This window comes from Klebsiella sp. AqSCr (assembly GCF_008452795.1).
Classification (GTDB): Bacteria; Pseudomonadota; Gammaproteobacteria; order Enterobacterales; family Enterobacteriaceae; genus Klebsiella; species Klebsiella pneumoniae.
Map to the genome: position 1 here is coordinate 3,709,501 of NZ_MJDM01000005.1, position 16,688 is coordinate 3,726,188.

The following is a 16,688-nucleotide window of genomic DNA, read 5'->3' on the forward strand; positions in this document are numbered from 1 at the left end:
TCGCCCGGTCTTATCGGCTTATCAACAGCGTGAAGCATTAGTCGTCGTCATGATAGTGATGATGGTGGTGGTGGCGATGGGGATGATATCCATCGTCAATAATGCATCCCGATAACAGCGTGCACAGCGCAATAATCAACGGTAACACGATCGGTTTTTTCATCCTTACTTCTCCCGCTATTCTTATTCCCCGGGGCCGAGAATGCCGCGGCGGATAACGTGAGTGTAAAGGGTTAACTTATTGATGGGATAGGATAAATCCGCAATATCGCCGCGGCGATCACCACCAGCCGAACTGGCTGCCGGCCACCGCCACGATGGCGACAACCAGCATGATAATGGTGCTTTTTTTCATTATGCCCCACCCGGCGCCGCATAGCCGCCGACAAAAAACCAGCCGAGAAAGACGACGGCGATGATAAAGATCGCCACCGGGAAAAGAATACCCAATTTCATGATTGTGTCCCTGTGCCCACGAATGATGCCCTGCATGATACTGGATATCGCGGTACTTTAGTCAATATGAATGAAATTCTCCTGGCGGCGGGACTTCTTATCCTGGTACATCGCCTCATCGGCAGCGCGTAAGGCCGCTTCAACATCGATACTCTGCGGATCGCAGGTGACCACCCCGAAGCTAGCGCCCTCATAGTCGATACGCTGTTCGCCGAGGAAGTAGACGCCGCACAGAGCCTGACGCAGAGACGTGACATACGCCTGCTGTGCGGCAGGCTGCTGGGCGCTACCGACGATCAAAAACTCATCGCCGCCAAGACGGCCAACGATATCTTCCCGGCGCGCGACAGCGGTGAGTCGTTTGCCGACCTGCACCAGAAAGCTGTCGCCGCACGGATGGCCGAACCGATCGTTAATGGCTTTGAAACCATCGAGATCGATAAAAATAAGCGAGACCTGCTGCTGCTGGGCGCGGGCGGAGGCAAAGCGTAACGCCAGCTGCTTAAACAGCGCGCGGCGATTGGGAAGCTGGGTGAGCTCATCGGTAGACGAGTGCAGCTCCAGCGCGACGTTTGCCGCCTGCAGCTGTTGCACCAGGGTGTCTTTTTCCACGTAGTGGGAAATGAGCTTCGCAAACAGGCCCATGACCTGTTCGCCTTCGAGGTTATAAGGCTGTTGTTGCCGGCTGGTGGCGCAGAGGGTGCCGAACAGAGAGCCGTCGGCCAGGCGGACGGGAATGCTTAAAAAAGTAGCGATTCCCAGCTCCTGGGCGGCGATGCAGGAGTGCCAGCGGTTGGCAACGTCATTGCTAAACGTACACTGATCCTCAAGGGCGCGTTTGCACAGGGATTCATCCCAGGGGACGGAAAATCCTTCCGGGATCTGCATTTCGCTGCTGTTGTGGGCGAACATGATCTGCTGCCGCTGGGCGTTGGTATCAATGCGGGTGAGGTAGGTGGACTCCATTCGCGTCACCGCCTCCAGCATCTCCAGCAGCTGGCGCACCAGGGTTTCCAGGGACTGTTCCGCAGCGAGGGTTTGCGACACCCGGGCAAGAATAAAATCTGACATGAATAATACAGCTCCAGCACGCCAAACGTCACCCCAGCATATTGGGCTGCAAACGGACATCAGCGTCAAATAAACAGTGATATTTTTAAATTTATCACATCTGTCTGGGGAATACTTGTCCACGCGGTGGGAAAAAAAGCCCCGTCGGGGGCGACGGGGAAAAACTCATTGATTATGGAATGATCTGTTCTCTGGTCAGTTCGAGAACAGGGCTACTCTACGGGGGAAAAGTGCAGGCAAGATGGAGAAAACGTGGAGATTCAGGCTAAAATCCCCGGGCATTCAGGAAAGGGAGGAACAATGAAAAAGTTACTGGCTATTCTGCCACTGGTATTAGCCGGCTGTGCCCAGCCGCAGCCCACTGCGCCGACGAAAACCATCGGCATGCCCAACCCCGCGGCGGTATACTGTCAGCAATCCGGCGGCACCCGGGTGCCGGTGCAAACGCCGCAGGGCGTCAGCACCCAGTGCAAACTACCCAGCGGCGAAACCCTCGACGAGTGGGCGCTGTGGCGCCGGGATCATCCGGCTAAATCGTAACCGGCAGGGCCGCCAGCCAGGCGGCCAACACCCGGGCATGATTCTGCTCGGTGTTCTTCGCAGCGTACAGCAGCGTCAGCGGCTGGCGTTGCGCCAGCGCCGCCAGCCGCAGGCCCGTTTCGCGATGGGCGTCGAGCTCCTGACGATAGCGCTGGCTGAAGTGGGCGAAATCGATCGCCTCGCCGTGAAAGGCTTTGCGCAGCTCAGCGGAAGGCGTTAACTCCTTACACCACTCATCACAGGCCAGCGCCTCTTTTTTAATCCCCCGCGGCCAGAGACGGTCGACCAGCACCCGATAGCCGTCGCTGCTTTCCTGCGGGTCATACACCCGTTTACACTGAATCATCATCCTGCTCCTTCTGTGCCATCCAGGCGAGCAACTGCGGGATTTGCCCGTCGGAAAATACCGTGATGCCGTGGGCGCGCAGCAGCTCGGCCGCGACCCCTGCGCCCGCTTTACGCCGTCCGCGAAAGGAACCGTCATAGACAAACTTGCTGCCGCAGGTAGGGCTGCCGTCGGTGAGTAACGCTGCCTGACAGCCCGCTTCCCGGGCGGCGCTGAGCGCCAGCCAGGCGGCCAGCTGATAATGTCCGGTGACGTCGCGGCCGTCGCTTTCCACGATCCGCGCCCGTCCGGCAAGCACATCGCCGCCGGTGCCGCCGAGGATCTCCGCCGGCAGTCGGGGCGTAGGCAGACCGGCCGCCAGCTCCGGGCAGTGGATCACCAGCCGCCCCGCCTGCTGCCAGCGGGACAGCGTCGCCGCCAGCTGTGCCTTCTCGCTACCGTTATACCGCACCTGGAATCCCATCAGGCAGGCGCTGACCAAAAGCTTATTTTTCATTCTCTCTCCCTTACGCGCTTTTTCCAGTATACCTCACCCGTCGGCCACGGCGGTGGGGTGAAAATAAGGATTGTGTTCCACAGGCGGGATCGCTATTCTGACGTGCCTTGTGCTGTCCGTCTCGTCCAGACATAAGGAACCTGCTATGAAAACCCCTTTACGCCTCGCCCTTGTCGGCGATTATCACCCCGATATTGTTGCCCATCAGGCCATTCCCCTGGCGATAGACGATGCCGCCGCCGTGCTGGAGCAGCCGGTGAAATATGACTGGCTCGCCACCCCGTCGATCGCCTCCGGCGAGGCGCTGGCGGAGTACGATGCCATCTGGGTCGTTCCCGGCAGCCCGTATCGTCACCCGGAAGGCGCGTTTACCGCGATCCGCTATGCCCGGGAAAACAGCATTCCTTTCCTCGGCACCTGCGGCGGCTTTCAGCACGCGGTGATTGAATACGCCCGCAACGTGCTCGGCTGGCAGGACGCCGGACATGCGGAAACCGACAGCGAAGGGCGGATGGTGATCGCTCCCCTCAGCTGCTCGCTGGTGGAGACCTCTGCCGTCGTCGAGCTGCGGGCGAATACGCTGATTGCCCGCGCCTATGGCCGGGAGAGCATTGAAGAGGGCTACCACTGCCGGTACGGCGTGAGCAGCGCGTTTGCGGCGGAGCTGGAGCAGGGCGATCTGCGCGTCACCGGCTGGGATGAAGAGGGTGAGATCCGCGCCGTCGAGCTGGTGACGCACCCGTTTTTTGTCGCCACCTTGTTCCAGCATGAGCGTCACGCGCTGGACGGGCGTCCCGCGCCGCTGGTGCAGGCGTTTCTCCGCGCCGCGGCACAATAATTCCACCGGCAGCGGGCGCTGCCGGTCATCTTCAGGGGTGAATTTCCCGGTCACGTCCGGCGAGCGCGCCGCAGACCGCCATCACCAGCGAAATCAGCGCCACCGCCAGCAGCGGAATATGCCAGTCGCCATTGGCATCATGGATCCTGCCCATCAGCGGCGGCCCGCAGGCGGCCAGCAGATAGCCGACGCTCTGCGCCATCCCTGACAGCGCCGCGGCCTGATGCGCCGAGCTGGCGCGCAGGCCGATAAACGTCAGGCCGAGGATCATGGTGGCTCCGGAGCCAAAGCCGAACAGCAGCGTCCAGCCGATCGCCAGCTCAGGCAACAGCCACAGCCCGGCGGCGCTGATGGCGCACATCAGGGCGACCAGCACCGCGATCCCGCGCTGGTCGCGCAGCCGATGCAGGATCAGCGGTATCGCCAGGCCGGGCGCGGCGGTCGCCAGCTGCAGCAGGCCATGCAGCGAGCCGGCCTGCGCTTCGCTATAGCCCATACTCTGCAGAATCGACGGCAGCCAGCCGATAATCACGTAATAGACCAGCGAGTTGATGCCGAGGAACAGCGTCACCTGCCAGGCCAGCGCCGACCGCCAGATCCCCCGGTTATGCATAGCGCCTGAGCCGGTCAATGGCGTCTCCGCCCGGCGCCGGGACTGCGGCAGCCAGCTGAGGAGCGCCAGTAGCGGGAAGACCATCAGCAGCAGCAGCGCCCCGCGCCAGCCGAATCCGGCCATCGCCACGGGGACCACCAGCGCCGAACCAAGCGCCGCCGCGCCGCCCATCGTCAGGGAATAGGCGCCAGTCATCCGCGCGACATGCTGCGAGAAATCCCGTTTAATCAGCCCGGGCAGCAGCACGTTACCCAGCGCAATGCCGCAGCCGATCACCGCCGTGCCGATAAACAGCAGCGCAGCGGAGGGCAGGGAGCGCAGGGCAATGCCGGCGCAGATCAGCAGCATCGCCAGCAGCAGGCTGCGTTCCATGCCGAACCGGCGGGCAACCCCTGCCGCCAGCGGCGAGACAAGGCCAAAGGCCAGCAGCGGCAGGGTAGTGAGCAGCCCGGTCTGCGCGGTGGTCAGGCCATAGTCGCTACGAATCGCGTCCAGCAGCGGCGCCGCGCCGGTAAAGACCACGCGCAGGGTGGTGGCGATGAGCAGGATACCGGCAATCAGCAGCGCGGGGCGGCGGCCGGTAGAGGAGATCACAGAAGACATATCATTCTCAAGGTAACTAACGAGGGGGGTTACGATAGCGGCTTTGTCCCTCGTTTAAATCAAGCTAAAATGACAGATTATCGCTAATATCGGACAAGATGATGATTGGACTGGGGCTGGATGGCTATGAACCGGACAGTGGCCACGAATCGGCCATTGCCTTTCGTATCCGGGTGGTGGAGGCGGAGCAGTATATTCCGGCGCATTCCCACCGTAAGGGGCAGCTGATCCTTGCCCTGCACGGCGCCTTGACCTGCGAGGTGGAGAACGCAATGTGGATGGTGCCGCCGCAGTATGCGGTGTGGGTTCCGGGGCAGCTGTCCCACAGTAACCGCGCTACCCCCGGCGCCCAGGTATGCTTCCTGTTCATCGAGCCGGGCGCCGCGCCGATGCCGGATCGCTGCTGTACGCTAAAGATTTCCCCGCTGGTGCGAGAGCTGATCCTTACTCTGGCGGAGCGCGGCGGAGAGTCCCTGGCCGCCCCCGCCACGGCCCGGCTGGTGCAGGTTCTGTTTGATGAGCTGCCCCGCCAGCCGCAGGAGCACCTGCAGCTGCCGGTATCAAACCACCCGAAAATTCGTCAAATGGTGACGATGATGGCTGAGGATCCGGCGCGCTGGCAGACCCTGAGCCAGTGGGCGGCGGTGTTTGCGATGAGCGAGCGGAATCTGGCCCGCCTGGTAGTGCGCGAAACGGGGCTGAGCTTTCGCCGCTGGCGCCATCAGCTGCAGCTGATCCTCGCGCTGCAGCTGCTGATCCGCGGGCAGACGGTGCAGCAGACGGCTCAGGCGCTGGGCTACGATTCCACCACCGCCTTCATCACCATGTTTAAAAAAGGGCTCGGGCAGACACCGGGCCGCTATCACGGTAGCCTGGCTACGACTTCCCAATAAACAAAGAGATGATCCCGGCGGCAATCAGCGGCCCGACCGGGACGCCGCGAAACAGGGCGACGCCGAGTACTGTACCGACCAGCAGCCCGGCCACCAGATGCGGCTGGGAGCCCATCAGGGAGACGCCGCGCCCGCCGAGCCACGAAACAAACACCCCGACCGCAATCGCCAGCAGCGATTTCCAGTTCATAAAGGAGTGGATCAGCGTCGAGGGCGGCAGCGTGCCGCTGGCGATAGGCGCCATCACGCCGATGGTCAGAATAATGATCCCGACGGTCAGTCCCTGTTTCTCAACCCAGGGAAAGAAGGCGTTCAGCGGCGTGACGCGCACGATAATCAGCACGAGGATGGAGATCGCCACGGTGGTGTTATGACTGATAAAGCCGAGCGCCGCCAGACCCAGCAGGATCAACAGGGTGGTATCAAACATGTACAGAGGTCCTTGCCAAAATAAGAATGCCAAAAATATCCCGCTTACTCTACGCATCGTGGCGTGAATAAACAGGATTTTTACGCCATGCGGCGGAAATCTGGGCGGATGCCCGGTTAGCTAAGACGGCGAAAGGTCGCGATCTCTGGTCGGGCGATATGTAAATAGTCTTCGGTGTCGAGAATGATCGACCGGTCCAGGCGCCCGGCGTTAAAGGCGATTTGTGGAAAGCGTTCAAACAGCAGCGGGTCCGCCACCAGCCGCAGCGCCGGATGGAAACTGAAGGGGGGAATGGCGCCGAACACGCAGGCGGTGAGGGCATCCACCTCCGCCGGGCTGGCCAGCGAGGCTTTGCTGCCGCCGATATGCCGGGCCAGGCTGGCGAGGTCGGCCTGCCGATCGGCGGCGAGGATCGCCAGCACATGCTGGTTGACGCCGTTTCCTTTCACTTTACAGACTAACGCTTTCGCGCCCTGGCCAAGCGCGGTGCCGCGGATTGCCGAGACGGCTTCGCACTGACCGACCGCCTCGTGCGCCATCACCCGGTAGCGGGCCCGGTGCTCGTCGAGCAGCGCGCACAGCCGCTGGTGGATATTACCTTCTACTGCTTCAAGCATAGCGTCCTCCTGACATCATAAAGCAGCCAGCTTAGCGCTGTTGCGCCGGCCTGCCAACGGTGGGCCGGGAAATTCACCATTCGCTCATTATTACTTCACAGTGCTGTGGTGCAATCCCGCAGGCGCAGATGAGTTTTGTAAATAAAAAAAAGAATGATTTTCATTTTCAATCGAACTTTTTTTATTTCGCTCAGTCTCTATCGGACGACACAGAATATTAATAATTGCCGTAATGAGGTTAGGATGATGCACGATGCAACCATGCAGGGTTCCCCACGCAAGAAATTTAATAAAATAAGGGAGCTCAACAGACGGCGGAATTACTTTACTAAGAAAGTACGTAATGCCCTGCGGGTGGGGGTGGCGAAAGCGCTCTGGGATCGCCGACGCCGTCAGCCGGTAGATTTGTCGTCTGCGAAAACCGTCCTGTTGATGCGCAATGAGGGGGCGGTCGGCGATGTAGTGGTGGATTCCGCGCTGGTGAAATGCCTGCATCAGTCAGGCTATATCGTTGATTTTTTGCTGACGACCTCTAACAGCCAGGTGATGCGTTATAACCCGCGGATCCGCCATATTTATGAAGCTGACCCGGTCACGTCCGCCGATTTTTTGCGTAAATTTAATCATAACGTTCCTCGCGACGTTATTAATGAACTGGCTAATAATAAGTACGATATTATTATTGACCCTTCGCTGTTCGATATTCCCGTGCATCGCCTGCGGCTTTTCCGACAAATAAAAGCCAAATCAGTGCTCGGGTTTAATAAATGGCCATCGATTAAGCACTACTCCCACTCTTTTGATTTTGACTGCCAGCGCTGGCACGTGACGAAAACGTTCGAGCTGATCGCCGATTATCTTCAACTGGACACCCGCGGGCTGGACGCTTACGACCTGGCGGTGCCCGGGCCGATTATGCAGGAGGTGGCGCAGTATCTGGCGTCGCTAAGCGGAAAAGCGGTGGTGATTAATATTTTTGCCGGCCATGCCGACCGCAGTCTCTCGCAGACGCAGCTGGCGGAACTGCTCGACAAACTGCTGGCCCGCCATCCGGGGAGCGCGGTTATTCTGCTCGATCACCGGCGCGAGATCCGCATCCCGCTGCCGCCGGAGGTGGTGATTAACCCATTTAACACGTTACACCATGCGATGGCGCTGATCGCCCAGGCGGAGCTGATTATCTCCCCGGACACCTCGGTGGTGCACATGGCGGCGGCGTGGAACAAACCGCTGATCGCGGTCTATAAGGACGTTCTGCTTAATAACCGGCTGTGGGCCCCGGGCTATGACAACGCCAGGCAGATCATTGTTAAATGCGGGAAGGTCCATCAGCATCGCGGGCTAGTGGATAGAATTATAGCGGCGCTACCGGAGACGCTGTGAGGCGATGAGGGGAGACAGGTAGGGCTCACCTGCTGGCCGTATGCAAGAGCCAGCAGGTGAGCGAAGGTTGCATTGCCAGTCTGCAACCGCCGCTATTGTACTGTTGCCCGCGGCTCTGCCACATCCGGGAAAGCTCTTAAAGAGGTGGTCGCCGCGACTGACGGGCGGGATCACTCTTCAGTGAGCCACATATCCGCCTCTTCAAACATCTCCTGCACCGTGCGGCTGATCAGCTCTTTTTCATGCTTGCTGGCGTCGGTGTTGATCGCCGGCAGCGTCATCATCGGCTTCACCCGCACTTCCGCCTCCGGGAAAATGCGCTGCATGCGTTTGGTCAGCTCGTTAAGAATGGCCTCTCTGGCGCCCGGCAGCCCGGCAAAATTGCGCTTGTCATAAATCAGTTCCACAAACATCTTCTGTCCTCTGTATGCTGATCGCGGGCGATAGTTTTACTGTGTTAATGTACAGTGTCAAGCGAATGCCGCGGCGCTGCGCATCTACCACCTCGCGCGGCGGGCGGGCTGCGCGCAAAAGCAGCAAACGGTTCGCTGGCGCTGAAGAAGACCCCTATTGACATCAAGGAGTTATTTCAGTGCTGGCGATTGATAGCTGGAGCCGATATTGACCGGTAAAACTGGCAAAACTACTGTATATATATTCAGTATTGTGTGGTGGGTTGAAAAATGAACGTTTACACGCCGGTTGAGCTACGTCAGATTGTCTCCTTTCCCTTTTTTGCCGACCTGGTGCAGTGCGGCTTTCCCAGCCCGGCTCAGGACTATGTTGAAAAGCGAATCGACCTCAACGAGCTGCTGGTGCAGCATCCCAGCGCGACCTATTTTGTCAAAGCCGCTGGCGACAGCATGATCGATGCCGGCATTGACGAAGGCGATTTGCTGGTGGTGGACAGCGCGCGTAAAGCGGAGCATGGCGATATCGTGATTGCCGCCGTCGGCGGCGAGTTTACGGTAAAGAAGCTGCAGCTTCTGCCGCGGGTGCAGCTTAACCCGATGAACCCGGCCTATTCACCCATCGTGGTCGGCCGCGAGGAGACGCTCGATATTTTCGGCGTCGTAACCTACATCATCAAGGCGGCGGGCTGATCATGTTCGCGCATTGTGATGTGAACGCCTTCTATGCCAGCTGTCAGACCGCCTTCCGGCCAGACCTGAAGGGGCGGCCGGTGGTGGTGCTGTCGAATAACGACGGCTGCGTGATCGCCCGCTCGGCGGAGGCGAAGCCGTTTGTGAAAATGGGCGAACCCTACTTTAAGCAGAAGGCTGCGTTTCTTCGCCACGGCGTCGTGGCGTTTAGCAGTAATTATGAGCTGTATGCCGACATGTCCAGCCGGGTGATGGCCACCCTGGAAGAGCTCACCCCGCGCTGCGAAATTTACAGTATCGATGAGGCCTTTTGCGATGTCAGCGGTGTGCGTCATTGCAGAGATCTGACCGATTTTGGCCGCGAAATCCGCGCCACGGTACTGCAGCGTACCCATCTGACGCTGGGCGTTGGCATCGCCCAGACCAAAACCCTGGCGAAGCTGGCCAACCACGCGGCGAAGCAGTGGCCGCGGCAGACGGGCGGGGTAGTGGACTTGTCCTGCCCGCAGCGGCAGCGAAAGCTGATGGCGCTGCTGCCGGTGAGCGAGGTCTGGGGCATCGGGCGGCGGATCGGCAAAAAGCTTGAAGCGATGGGGATCGGCACGGTACTCCAGCTGGCGGAGAGCGATATCCGCTTTATCCGCAAGCACTTCACGGTGGTGCTCGAACGAACGGTACGGGAGCTGCGCGGCGAGCCTTGCCTGGCGCTGGAGGAGTTTGCCCCCGCTAAGCAGGAAATTATCTGCAGCCGCTCGTTCGGGGATCGGATTACGGCCTATGAGGATATGCGCCAGGCGATCTGCAGCTATGCCGCGCGGGCAGCAGAAAAGCTGCGCGGTGAGCATCAGTACTGCCGGTTCGTCTCCGCCTTTGTCAAAACCAGCCCCTTCGCGCTGAATGAACCCTATTACGGCAACAGCGCCTCGCTAAAGCTGCTGACGCCGACCCAGGACTCCCGGGATATTATCGCCGCGGCGACGAGCTGTCTGGATGCCATCTGGAAAGCGGGGCATCGCTATCAGAAGGCCGGCGTGATGCTCGGCGATTTCTACAGCCAGGGCGTCGCCCAGCTGAATCTGTTCGACGAGCTTGCTCCGCGGCACAACAGCGCCAGACTGATGCAGGTTCTCGATCAGCTGAATGCGAAAAACGGCAGGGGGGCGCTCTATTTTGCCGGCCAGGGGATCCAGCAGCAGTGGCAGATGAAGCGAGAGATGCTCTCGCCGCGCTACACCACGCGATACGGCGACCTGCTCCGCGTCAGATAACGCGCGCTATCCCTGCACCGCGGCCGGAAAAACCGCCGCCAGCCAGTCAATAAAGAAGCGGAGCCGGGGCGGGACGTGCCGGTGCCGGGCATAGACAACGTGAAAAGGATAGGGGGCCGGGCGCCAGGCGCTGAGGATCTCCACCAGTTCGCCGCTCGCCAGCGCCGGTTTCAGCGAATAGGTAAAGGTCTGCACAATGCCTAAGCCCGCCTCGCCGGCGGCAATATGCGCGTTGCTCTCATTGATGCCGAGATGGGGCTCTGTCTTCAGCTCGGTGCTGACGCCGTGACGCGTAAAGCGAAACGGAAACGCTCTGCCGCTGGCCGGCGACAGATAGCTGATGAGCCGGTGGCCATGATGTAGTTCATCCGGCGAGGCGGGGGTGCCGTAGCGCTGAAGATAGCCCGGGGTGGCGCAGGTGACCAGCGTCGCCTCGCCGATTTTACGGGCGATCAGCGTCGAGTCTTCCATCGGACCGCCGCGGATGGCGCAGTCAATATTGCCGCTGATGAGGTCCGCGGGCTTATCGGCCACCTGCAAATCGATACGGATATCCGGCCAGGAGGTCATAAAGTCCGCCAGCAGCGGGATCAGCACATCGCACGCGGTCGACCCGCCGATGGCGATCCGTAGATGGCCCTTCGGCTTATTGCGGGCGGTATTGAAAGACGCGTCGATCTCTTCCAGGTCTTCCAGCAGACAGCGGGCTTTTTCATAGTACTCCCGTCCTTCCGGCGTCACGGTAATACGCCGCGTGGTGCGCTGCAGGAGGGAAACCCCAAGATGCGCTTCCAGTTGCTGAATGGTTTTGCTGAGGGTGGCGTTGGGCATATTCAGCGAGTCCGCGGCGCGGGTAAAGCTGCCGGCTTCGACAACGCGAGTGAAGGCTTTGAGAGCTGAAAACCGGTCCATTATTCGCTTTATCCTGGTTACTGGAGGTCATTATCCACCGAGGGGAAGAGTGTTTTTCAGATTAGGCCATTTTTCCGCCTCGCCGGGACGATTACAGTGCTTTCCATACCCGGCGGGGCGCGTTCGCGAGCCTGGCCTGTTTATACTCTAACCAAGGAAATGCACCATGAGCAAAAAACTTGCGGATAAAGTGGCGTTAGTCACCGGCGGCAGCGCCGGGATTGGCCTGGCGTCGGCGAAAGCACTGGCGGAGCAGGGCGCGAAGGTGTACATCACCGGCCGCCGTCAGGAGGAGCTGGATGCGGCGGTAAGATTCATCGGGCCCGCCGCCCGCGGGATCCGCGCCGACGCCGCCGTGTTAAGCGACCTTGACGCGGTATTTGCGACCATTGCCGAAGAGTCCGGCCGGCTGGATGTGTTGTTCGCCAATGCCGGCGGCGGAGACATGCTGCCGCTGAGCGCCATCACCGAAGCACACGTCGACCGGATTTTCGCCACCAACGTGCGCGGGGTGGTGTTCACCGTGCAAAAAGCGCTGCCGCTGCTCGCCGATGGCGCCTCGGTGATTTTGACCGGCTCTACGGCGGCGGTAAAAGGGACGGCTAACTTCAGCATCTATAGCGCCAGTAAGGCCGCGGTACGCAGCCTGGCGCGCTCCTGGGCGCTGGAGGTTAGCGACCGCGGGATCCGCATCAATGTGGTCAGCCCGGGGCCGGTACGTACCCCGGGTCTGGGAGGGCTGGTGGCGGAGGCGGACCGCCAGGGCTTGTTCGATGCTCTGGCGGCCGGCGTACCGCTCGGGCGGCTGGGCGAGCCGGAGGAGATTGGCCGGACGGTGGTATTTTTAGCGTCGGATGAGTCGAGCTTTATTAACGCCGCGGAGATCTATGTCGACGGCGGGCTGGCGCAAATCTAAGCGCCTGCCGTCGCCGCACTGACCTGACCGGGCAGAGGCGCTTTCAGCAGGGCGATCAGCAGCGTACTGCCCACCATGATCCCCGCCGCCAGCCACACCATTCCCGACAGGCCAGCTGAGGCGATCAGCTGGCCGCCGACAAACGCCCCGGTGCCGATGGCGGCATTAAAAATGGCCACATAAATGGCTGACGCCGGCTGGGCGACCGCGCCCGCGCTGCGCAGCAACCAGGTCTGTAAGCCGACGAACACAATCGCGATGCCGGCGCCCCACAGGGCTAACAGTAGCCCGCTAAAACAGAACGGCAGTGGCGCAAGACGGGCGGCGCCAAGGAGCGCCAGCGCGACCCCGCTCAGCAGCAGCGCAGCGAAAATCAGCCCCTTCAGATGACGATCGATAAGCTTACCCGCGATAACGTTACCCAGCAGCCCGGAAACCCCTGACAGCAGCAGCAGGCCGGAGAGGGCGGTCGCCGGGACTCCCTGCAGATTTATCAGCAGCGGTTCAATGTAGGTGAAGGCGGCAAAGTGAGCGGTAATGATGCAGGCCGTGGCGCCATACAGGCCACCGAGCAGCGGATTGCGGAAGATATCGCGATAAACACGCAGCCTGACGGGGGCTGGGGCGGCCAGCGGGGGCAGCGTCGAGCACAGCACCGCAGCGGCGGCTAGTGACAGCAAGGCCATCGACATAAACGCGGGTCGCCAGCCCGCCAGGGTGGCGATAAAGCTCGCCAGCGGCACCCCCACTACGCTTGCCGCTGACACGCCGCCAAAAATGATCGCCGTGGCCAGCCCCAGCCGGTGCGGCGGCACCAGCTGCGCGGCGACAATGCCAATTAAGGCCCAGAAGGCGCCATGCGCCAGGGCGCCAATCATGCGGGCGCTCATCAGGGCGAACATCGAATAAGACCGGGTTGCGGCGAGGCAGGAAAACGCGAGGATCAGCATCAGCCCGACCAGCAGCGCCTTGCGGGAAATACGCGTCGGCATTGCGCCGGAAAGCAGAGCCGCCAGGGCGCCTACCCAGCCATAGGCGGTGACGGCGAGGCCCACGCCGGATTCCGTCTGGTGAAAATCCGCCGCCAGGGCGCTGAGCATGCCCACCGGCGCCAGTTCGCTGGTGACGATCGAAAAGGCGCAGATCCCGAGCGCAACGACGGCAATCCAGACGCGCGCCGGCGCCGGGTGGAGGGGTAAAGCAATCTCTTTCATATCAGGCGTATCCTTAGGAAAGGAGCGTTCCGCGCGGTGCACGGACGTTCAGGTGAGGAGAGCACAGGCGATCGGATGGCCTGGTTGTCTCCGCGAGTGGCGTGCAGTATCATCCCTGCAAAATTGATAAAAAAGAGCAGAAAACGGAGAGCCGTTTTCCATAAATGGAAAAGAGATGACAGCAGAATTTCATTGGGATGATGCGCGCATCTTCCTCGCCATCGCCCGGGCGGGAACGCTGAGCGGCGCCGCCGACAAGATGAACATGGGAATTGCCACCGTCTCCCGCCGGCTGGATCGGCTGGAGCAGGCGTTGAACGTTCCGCTCTTCAGCCGCCATCAGAGCGGCTACCGCCTGACCGACGATGGCGAAGCCCTGCTCGCGCGGGCGGAGGCGCTGGAATACGCTGGCCTGGCGTTCGGCGAAGCGGCGCAACTGCAGGGGCATGTCGCCGGGGTTGTCCGTCTGGCCACCTCGGATAACCTGGCCACGCATTTTATTCTGCCCTCCCTGAAAGGGCTCCTGGACCATTATCCCGAGCTGCGGGTGGAGGTGCTGAGCGGCGTGCAGCCGGTGAACCTGCACCGTCGGGATGCCGATCTGGCGATCCGCATGGTCAAGCCTGAGGCCGGGCATCTGACGTTAAAGCGGCTGGGGACGGTGGGGTTTGGCGTCTATGGCGCCGCCGACTGTCTGGTCGGCGCGGACGGCCTGTCGCTGAGCGAGGCGGACTTTGTGGGGTGGCCGGAAACTCACCAGCACCTGCCGGCCGCCCAATGGATCACGCGCACCCTGCGCGGCCGGCCGTGTAAAGTCGAAGCCAATACGCTCGTGGCCCAGGTTTCCGCAGTATCCGCGGGCCTCGGATTGGGCGTCCTGCCGCACTTTATGGCGCGGGCCAGCGGCCTGCAGTGCCTGCAGCCGGAGATCGGCGCGGATCAGACCCTCTGGCTGGTGATGCATTCTGACCTGGCCGGATCCAGACGCGTGCGGGTTCTCGCCGACCATCTCATCGCTCTCTTTGCGGACCATCAAGATCGGCTGGCGATGCCCTGAAGGGGCGCGGCTTGGGCGTGTATCGATAAGACTGCCCGAGGCTGACGAGCCACGATTTTTTCCGCGCCAGCTAACAGTGATACTCGCCGCGCAATATTCGGCCCAATGCTGCCCCGCAGTCGAAAATACTGCAGAGTGAGAGGATATCCCCGTCCGGCAAAATAATTTTGTGTTGTTGCCAGCGCGGCATTGTTGCGCTCCCCCAGAAATGCCTGTCGATGTTAGGGTGAGACGTTTATCACCACAGGAGAACGCAAATGATTGTCAGGACCTGGCACGGCTGTGTGCCATTGCAACATGCTGAGGGGTTTGCCCGCCACCTTGAGCTGACCGGCGTGGAACACGCCCGGGGTATCCCCGGCAACAGAGGCGCGCTGGTGCGCCAGGAAAACCAGGGCGAATGGGCGCATTTCTTTCTTGCCACCTACTGGCAGGATCTCGCGGCGGTCAAAGCCTTCGCTGGCGAAGACTATCACGTCGCGGTCACCTATCCGGACGACGAAGCATTCGAACTCCTCTCCGACCCCTATGTGTTTCAGCATGAAGTCGAGGTCGTGTCGCCGCTGTAGGCTGATGACCGGGCAGGTGGAAGATTGGCCAGCAGCAGGCGGTTGCTGGCCGCGTGAGAGCGACGTCTACCTTGTATGGGCAGCCAGCCGCCGCTGGGTGAACGTGGCATGATGGGAACACTCAGCGCGTGAGGGCCGCGACAATGGAGGCTTCCATTTTCTCCGGCGTCGTGAACGGCGCAAAACGCGTGAGGGGTGTGCCGTCGCGACCGATGAGGAACTTGGTGAAATTCCACTTGATCCGTCCGCCGAGCACGCCGGGCAACGCTTGTTTCAGATAACGAAACAGCGGGTGTGCGGCGGGGCCGTTGACGTCCACTTTCTCAAACATCGGGAAGCTCACGCCGTAGTTAACGTGACAAGTCTGCTCGATTTCATCCGCACCGCCGGGTTCCTGCTTACCAAACTGGTTGCACGGGAAACCAAGCACTACCAGCCCCTGAGCCGCGTACTTTTTGTAGAGCGCTTCCAGGCCAGCGTATTGCGGTGTGAAGCCACAATGGCTGGCCGTATTCACCACCAGAACCACCTTGCCAGCATAGTCAGCCATGGAGAGGGGCTGGCCGCGCAGGCGGGTAGCCGTCAATTGATAAAAAGGGGTCATAGCAGGCTCCTGAGAGTAGAAACAGTTCAACGCTGACGATCGCGCGAATGTTTGAAGCAGATTAGGCAGTTATGATACACAGGGTTAGGGATTTGTACCTGGAATGTTAAAAAAACGCCAGATGTCATAGAGAAAATCGCGAACAGGAACGGCTGAAAATGATGAAATATGTCTTATCGCTGGTGGTGGTGGTGGCGATACTCGCAGGATGTACCAGCACGCCAAACTTGCCGCCTCGGGATACCATTGTGGCGATGAAACCCACAGAGTCCGGTATTGTCGCCAGCTCAGCGAAATACAGTTACCGCTTTGTCCGTGACGGTGTGCCTCAGGAATATCAGCGGTATAAGACCTTTTATGAACGCTTTCACCAACAGGCTTCCGGCGTGCGGGTTAACTTTGTCGTGGAACAACATGAGGTGACGGCGGAATATCTGGTGGTGATGGATCAGCGCAAACTGGATGCCGGGCAGCATAGCGAGCTGGTGAATCAGTATCATGCGGTGCAAATTGATAACGATCGCCTCGGGGTGTTGTTTAAAGCGACAGGATTTTGGACTGCATCGGACGCGTCAGATCTGGCCGCCGCCTACCAGTTAGCGCACCCCGTTGTGGTATCAATCAATGATAAGACCAAAACGATTAGCTCGCTTGGCGCCGTTGCCCTGGCCCCGTTGTTTCCGTTTTACATGATGTATGGATGTGCCACCGGGCCTTGTGTCTGAGGAAAACAGCCAGCAAGTCACTCGACTCACTGGC

24 protein-coding genes and 1 pseudogene are annotated in these 16,688 nt (G+C 60.5%); 10 read left to right on the forward strand and 15 right to left on the reverse strand.

Features of this window, described 5'->3' with window-relative positions; all coding sequences use genetic code 11:
• Window positions 1-37 precede the first annotated feature (37 nt).
• From BHE81_RS22105 to BHE81_RS22120, 4 genes are all read right to left on the reverse strand, one after another.
• Window positions 38-163: a hypothetical protein gene (locus BHE81_RS22105; protein WP_004140488.1), complete on the reverse strand. Its 126-nt coding sequence runs from the start codon at window positions 161-163 to the stop codon at window positions 38-40.
• Window positions 164-280: 117 nt separating this feature from the next.
• A complete protein-coding gene (gene yoaJ, locus BHE81_RS29150; RefSeq protein ID WP_004892898.1) occupies window positions 281-355 on the reverse strand; it encodes a protein YoaJ in 75 nt (24 codons plus the stop codon).
• Window positions 355-456 (reverse strand): YoaK family small membrane protein, encoded by a 102-nt coding sequence (locus tag BHE81_RS22115; protein WP_004150782.1) that lies wholly within the window; start codon window positions 454-456, stop codon window positions 355-357. The genes yoaJ and BHE81_RS22115 overlap by 1 nt, the downstream gene beginning before the upstream one ends.
• Window positions 457-513: 57 nt before the next feature.
• Window positions 514-1,527, reverse strand: a complete 1,014-nt coding sequence (locus tag BHE81_RS22120) for a sensor domain-containing diguanylate cyclase (RefSeq protein WP_004176549.1) — start codon at window positions 1,525-1,527, stop codon at window positions 514-516.
• A gap of 300 nt (window positions 1,528-1,827) precedes the next feature.
• Here BHE81_RS22120 and BHE81_RS22125 point away from each other — a divergent pair, with 300 nt between their 5' ends.
• Complete coding sequence (locus BHE81_RS22125; RefSeq protein ID WP_004176548.1) at window positions 1,828-2,067, forward strand: DUF333 domain-containing protein; 240 nt, start codon at window positions 1,828-1,830, stop codon at window positions 2,065-2,067.
• On the opposite strand, the gene BHE81_RS22130 is transcribed toward BHE81_RS22125, so the two are convergent.
• Both BHE81_RS22130 and BHE81_RS22135 read right to left on the reverse strand, forming a co-directional pair.
• Window positions 2,057-2,395 (reverse strand): DUF488 domain-containing protein, encoded by a 339-nt coding sequence (locus tag BHE81_RS22130; protein WP_014343000.1) that lies wholly within the window; start codon window positions 2,393-2,395, stop codon window positions 2,057-2,059. The genes BHE81_RS22125 and BHE81_RS22130 overlap by 11 nt on opposite strands.
• Window positions 2,396-2,399: 4 nt before the next feature.
• The gene (locus tag BHE81_RS22135) at window positions 2,400-2,909 is read right to left on the reverse strand and encodes a DUF523 domain-containing protein (RefSeq protein WP_020802835.1); all 510 of its coding nucleotides are present in this window, start codon (window positions 2,907-2,909) and stop codon (window positions 2,400-2,402) included.
• Between the two features lie 145 nt (window positions 2,910-3,054).
• Here BHE81_RS22135 and BHE81_RS22140 point away from each other — a divergent pair, with 145 nt between their 5' ends.
• On the forward strand, window positions 3,055-3,747 hold the full coding sequence (locus tag BHE81_RS22140) for a CTP synthase (protein WP_004140471.1): 693 nt from the start codon (window positions 3,055-3,057) through the stop codon (window positions 3,745-3,747).
• A 31-nt stretch (window positions 3,748-3,778) separates the two neighbouring features.
• Here BHE81_RS22140 and BHE81_RS22145 read toward each other — a convergent pair whose 3' ends face one another.
• Complete coding sequence (locus BHE81_RS22145; protein ID WP_020324105.1) at window positions 3,779-4,954, reverse strand: CynX/NimT family MFS transporter; 1,176 nt, start codon at window positions 4,952-4,954, stop codon at window positions 3,779-3,781.
• Between the two features lie 107 nt (window positions 4,955-5,061).
• Here BHE81_RS22145 and BHE81_RS22150 point away from each other — a divergent pair, with 107 nt between their 5' ends.
• Window positions 5,062-5,856, forward strand: a complete 795-nt coding sequence (locus BHE81_RS22150) for an AraC family transcriptional regulator (protein WP_004140469.1) — start codon at window positions 5,062-5,064, stop codon at window positions 5,854-5,856.
• Here the strand turns inward: BHE81_RS22150 and BHE81_RS22155 are convergent.
• From BHE81_RS22155 to BHE81_RS28850, 3 genes and pseudogenes are all read right to left on the reverse strand, one after another.
• Complete coding sequence (locus BHE81_RS22155; protein ID WP_002901080.1) at window positions 5,840-6,286, reverse strand: DUF441 domain-containing protein; 447 nt, start codon at window positions 6,284-6,286, stop codon at window positions 5,840-5,842. The genes BHE81_RS22150 and BHE81_RS22155 overlap by 17 nt on opposite strands.
• Before the next feature lie 116 nt (window positions 6,287-6,402).
• Window positions 6,403-6,903, reverse strand: coding sequence for a YbaK/prolyl-tRNA synthetase associated domain-containing protein (locus tag BHE81_RS22160; RefSeq protein WP_004892876.1), 501 nt, complete (start codon window positions 6,901-6,903; stop codon window positions 6,403-6,405).
• Window positions 6,904-6,998: 95 nt separating this feature from the next.
• A pseudogene (locus BHE81_RS28850) lies at window positions 6,999-7,155 on the reverse strand (hypothetical protein).
• Between BHE81_RS28850 and BHE81_RS22165 the strand changes: the two are divergent.
• Window positions 7,150-8,286: a glycosyltransferase family 9 protein gene (locus BHE81_RS22165; protein ID WP_014907796.1), complete on the forward strand. Its 1,137-nt coding sequence runs from the start codon at window positions 7,150-7,152 to the stop codon at window positions 8,284-8,286. The pseudogene BHE81_RS28850 and the gene BHE81_RS22165 sit on opposite strands and share 6 nt — an antisense overlap.
• A gap of 170 nt (window positions 8,287-8,456) precedes the next feature.
• Here the strand turns inward: BHE81_RS22165 and BHE81_RS22170 are convergent, their stop codons facing one another.
• Complete coding sequence (locus BHE81_RS22170; RefSeq protein ID WP_002901096.1) at window positions 8,457-8,699, reverse strand: DinI family protein; 243 nt, start codon at window positions 8,697-8,699, stop codon at window positions 8,457-8,459.
• Window positions 8,700-8,969: 270 nt separating this feature from the next.
• Between BHE81_RS22170 and BHE81_RS22175 the strand changes: the two genes are divergently transcribed.
• Both BHE81_RS22175 and BHE81_RS22180 read left to right on the forward strand, forming a co-directional pair.
• On the forward strand, window positions 8,970-9,389 hold the full coding sequence (locus BHE81_RS22175; RefSeq protein ID WP_002901192.1) for a translesion error-prone DNA polymerase V autoproteolytic subunit: 420 nt from the start codon (window positions 8,970-8,972) through the stop codon (window positions 9,387-9,389).
• 2 nt (window positions 9,390-9,391) lie between these two features.
• Window positions 9,392-10,657, forward strand: coding sequence for a Y-family DNA polymerase (locus tag BHE81_RS22180; protein ID WP_004152360.1), 1,266 nt, complete (start codon window positions 9,392-9,394; stop codon window positions 10,655-10,657).
• A gap of 6 nt (window positions 10,658-10,663) precedes the next feature.
• Here BHE81_RS22180 and BHE81_RS22185 read toward each other — a convergent pair whose 3' ends face one another.
• Window positions 10,664-11,569, reverse strand: coding sequence for a LysR family transcriptional regulator (locus BHE81_RS22185; protein WP_023302063.1), 906 nt, complete (start codon window positions 11,567-11,569; stop codon window positions 10,664-10,666).
• 166 nt (window positions 11,570-11,735) lie between these two features.
• On the opposite strand from BHE81_RS22185, the gene BHE81_RS22190 reads away from it, so the two are divergent.
• The gene (locus BHE81_RS22190) at window positions 11,736-12,485 is read left to right on the forward strand and encodes an SDR family oxidoreductase (RefSeq protein ID WP_002901225.1); all 750 of its coding nucleotides are present in this window, start codon (window positions 11,736-11,738) and stop codon (window positions 12,483-12,485) included.
• Here the strand turns inward: BHE81_RS22190 and BHE81_RS22195 are convergent.
• Window positions 12,482-13,699: an MFS transporter gene (locus BHE81_RS22195; protein WP_023302062.1), complete on the reverse strand. Its 1,218-nt coding sequence runs from the start codon at window positions 13,697-13,699 to the stop codon at window positions 12,482-12,484. The two genes, BHE81_RS22190 and BHE81_RS22195, sit on opposite strands and share 4 nt — an antisense overlap.
• A 175-nt stretch (window positions 13,700-13,874) precedes the next feature.
• Between BHE81_RS22195 and BHE81_RS22200 the strand changes: the two genes are divergently transcribed.
• Window positions 13,875-14,756: a LysR family transcriptional regulator gene (locus BHE81_RS22200; RefSeq protein WP_004179386.1), complete on the forward strand. Its 882-nt coding sequence runs from the start codon at window positions 13,875-13,877 to the stop codon at window positions 14,754-14,756.
• Between the two features lie 70 nt (window positions 14,757-14,826).
• Here BHE81_RS22200 and BHE81_RS28355 read toward each other — a convergent pair whose 3' ends face one another.
• The gene (locus tag BHE81_RS28355) at window positions 14,827-14,946 is read right to left on the reverse strand and encodes a hypothetical protein (RefSeq protein WP_014907792.1); all 120 of its coding nucleotides are present in this window, start codon (window positions 14,944-14,946) and stop codon (window positions 14,827-14,829) included.
• Between the two features lie 67 nt (window positions 14,947-15,013).
• Here BHE81_RS28355 and BHE81_RS22205 point away from each other — a divergent pair, with 67 nt between their 5' ends.
• Window positions 15,014-15,325 (forward strand): hypothetical protein, encoded by a 312-nt coding sequence (locus tag BHE81_RS22205; RefSeq protein ID WP_023302061.1) that lies wholly within the window; start codon window positions 15,014-15,016, stop codon window positions 15,323-15,325.
• A 121-nt stretch (window positions 15,326-15,446) separates the two neighbouring features.
• On the opposite strand, the gene BHE81_RS22210 is transcribed toward BHE81_RS22205, so the two are convergent.
• Window positions 15,447-15,929 carry a glutathione peroxidase gene (locus BHE81_RS22210; protein WP_002901230.1) on the reverse strand — a complete coding sequence of 161 codons (483 nt, stop codon included), beginning with the start codon at window positions 15,927-15,929 and terminating at the stop codon, window positions 15,447-15,449.
• Between the two features lie 158 nt (window positions 15,930-16,087).
• Between BHE81_RS22210 and BHE81_RS22215 the strand changes: the two genes are divergently transcribed.
• Complete coding sequence (locus tag BHE81_RS22215) at window positions 16,088-16,654, forward strand: hypothetical protein (protein ID WP_023302060.1); 567 nt, start codon at window positions 16,088-16,090, stop codon at window positions 16,652-16,654.
• Window positions 16,655-16,688 lie beyond the last annotated feature (34 nt).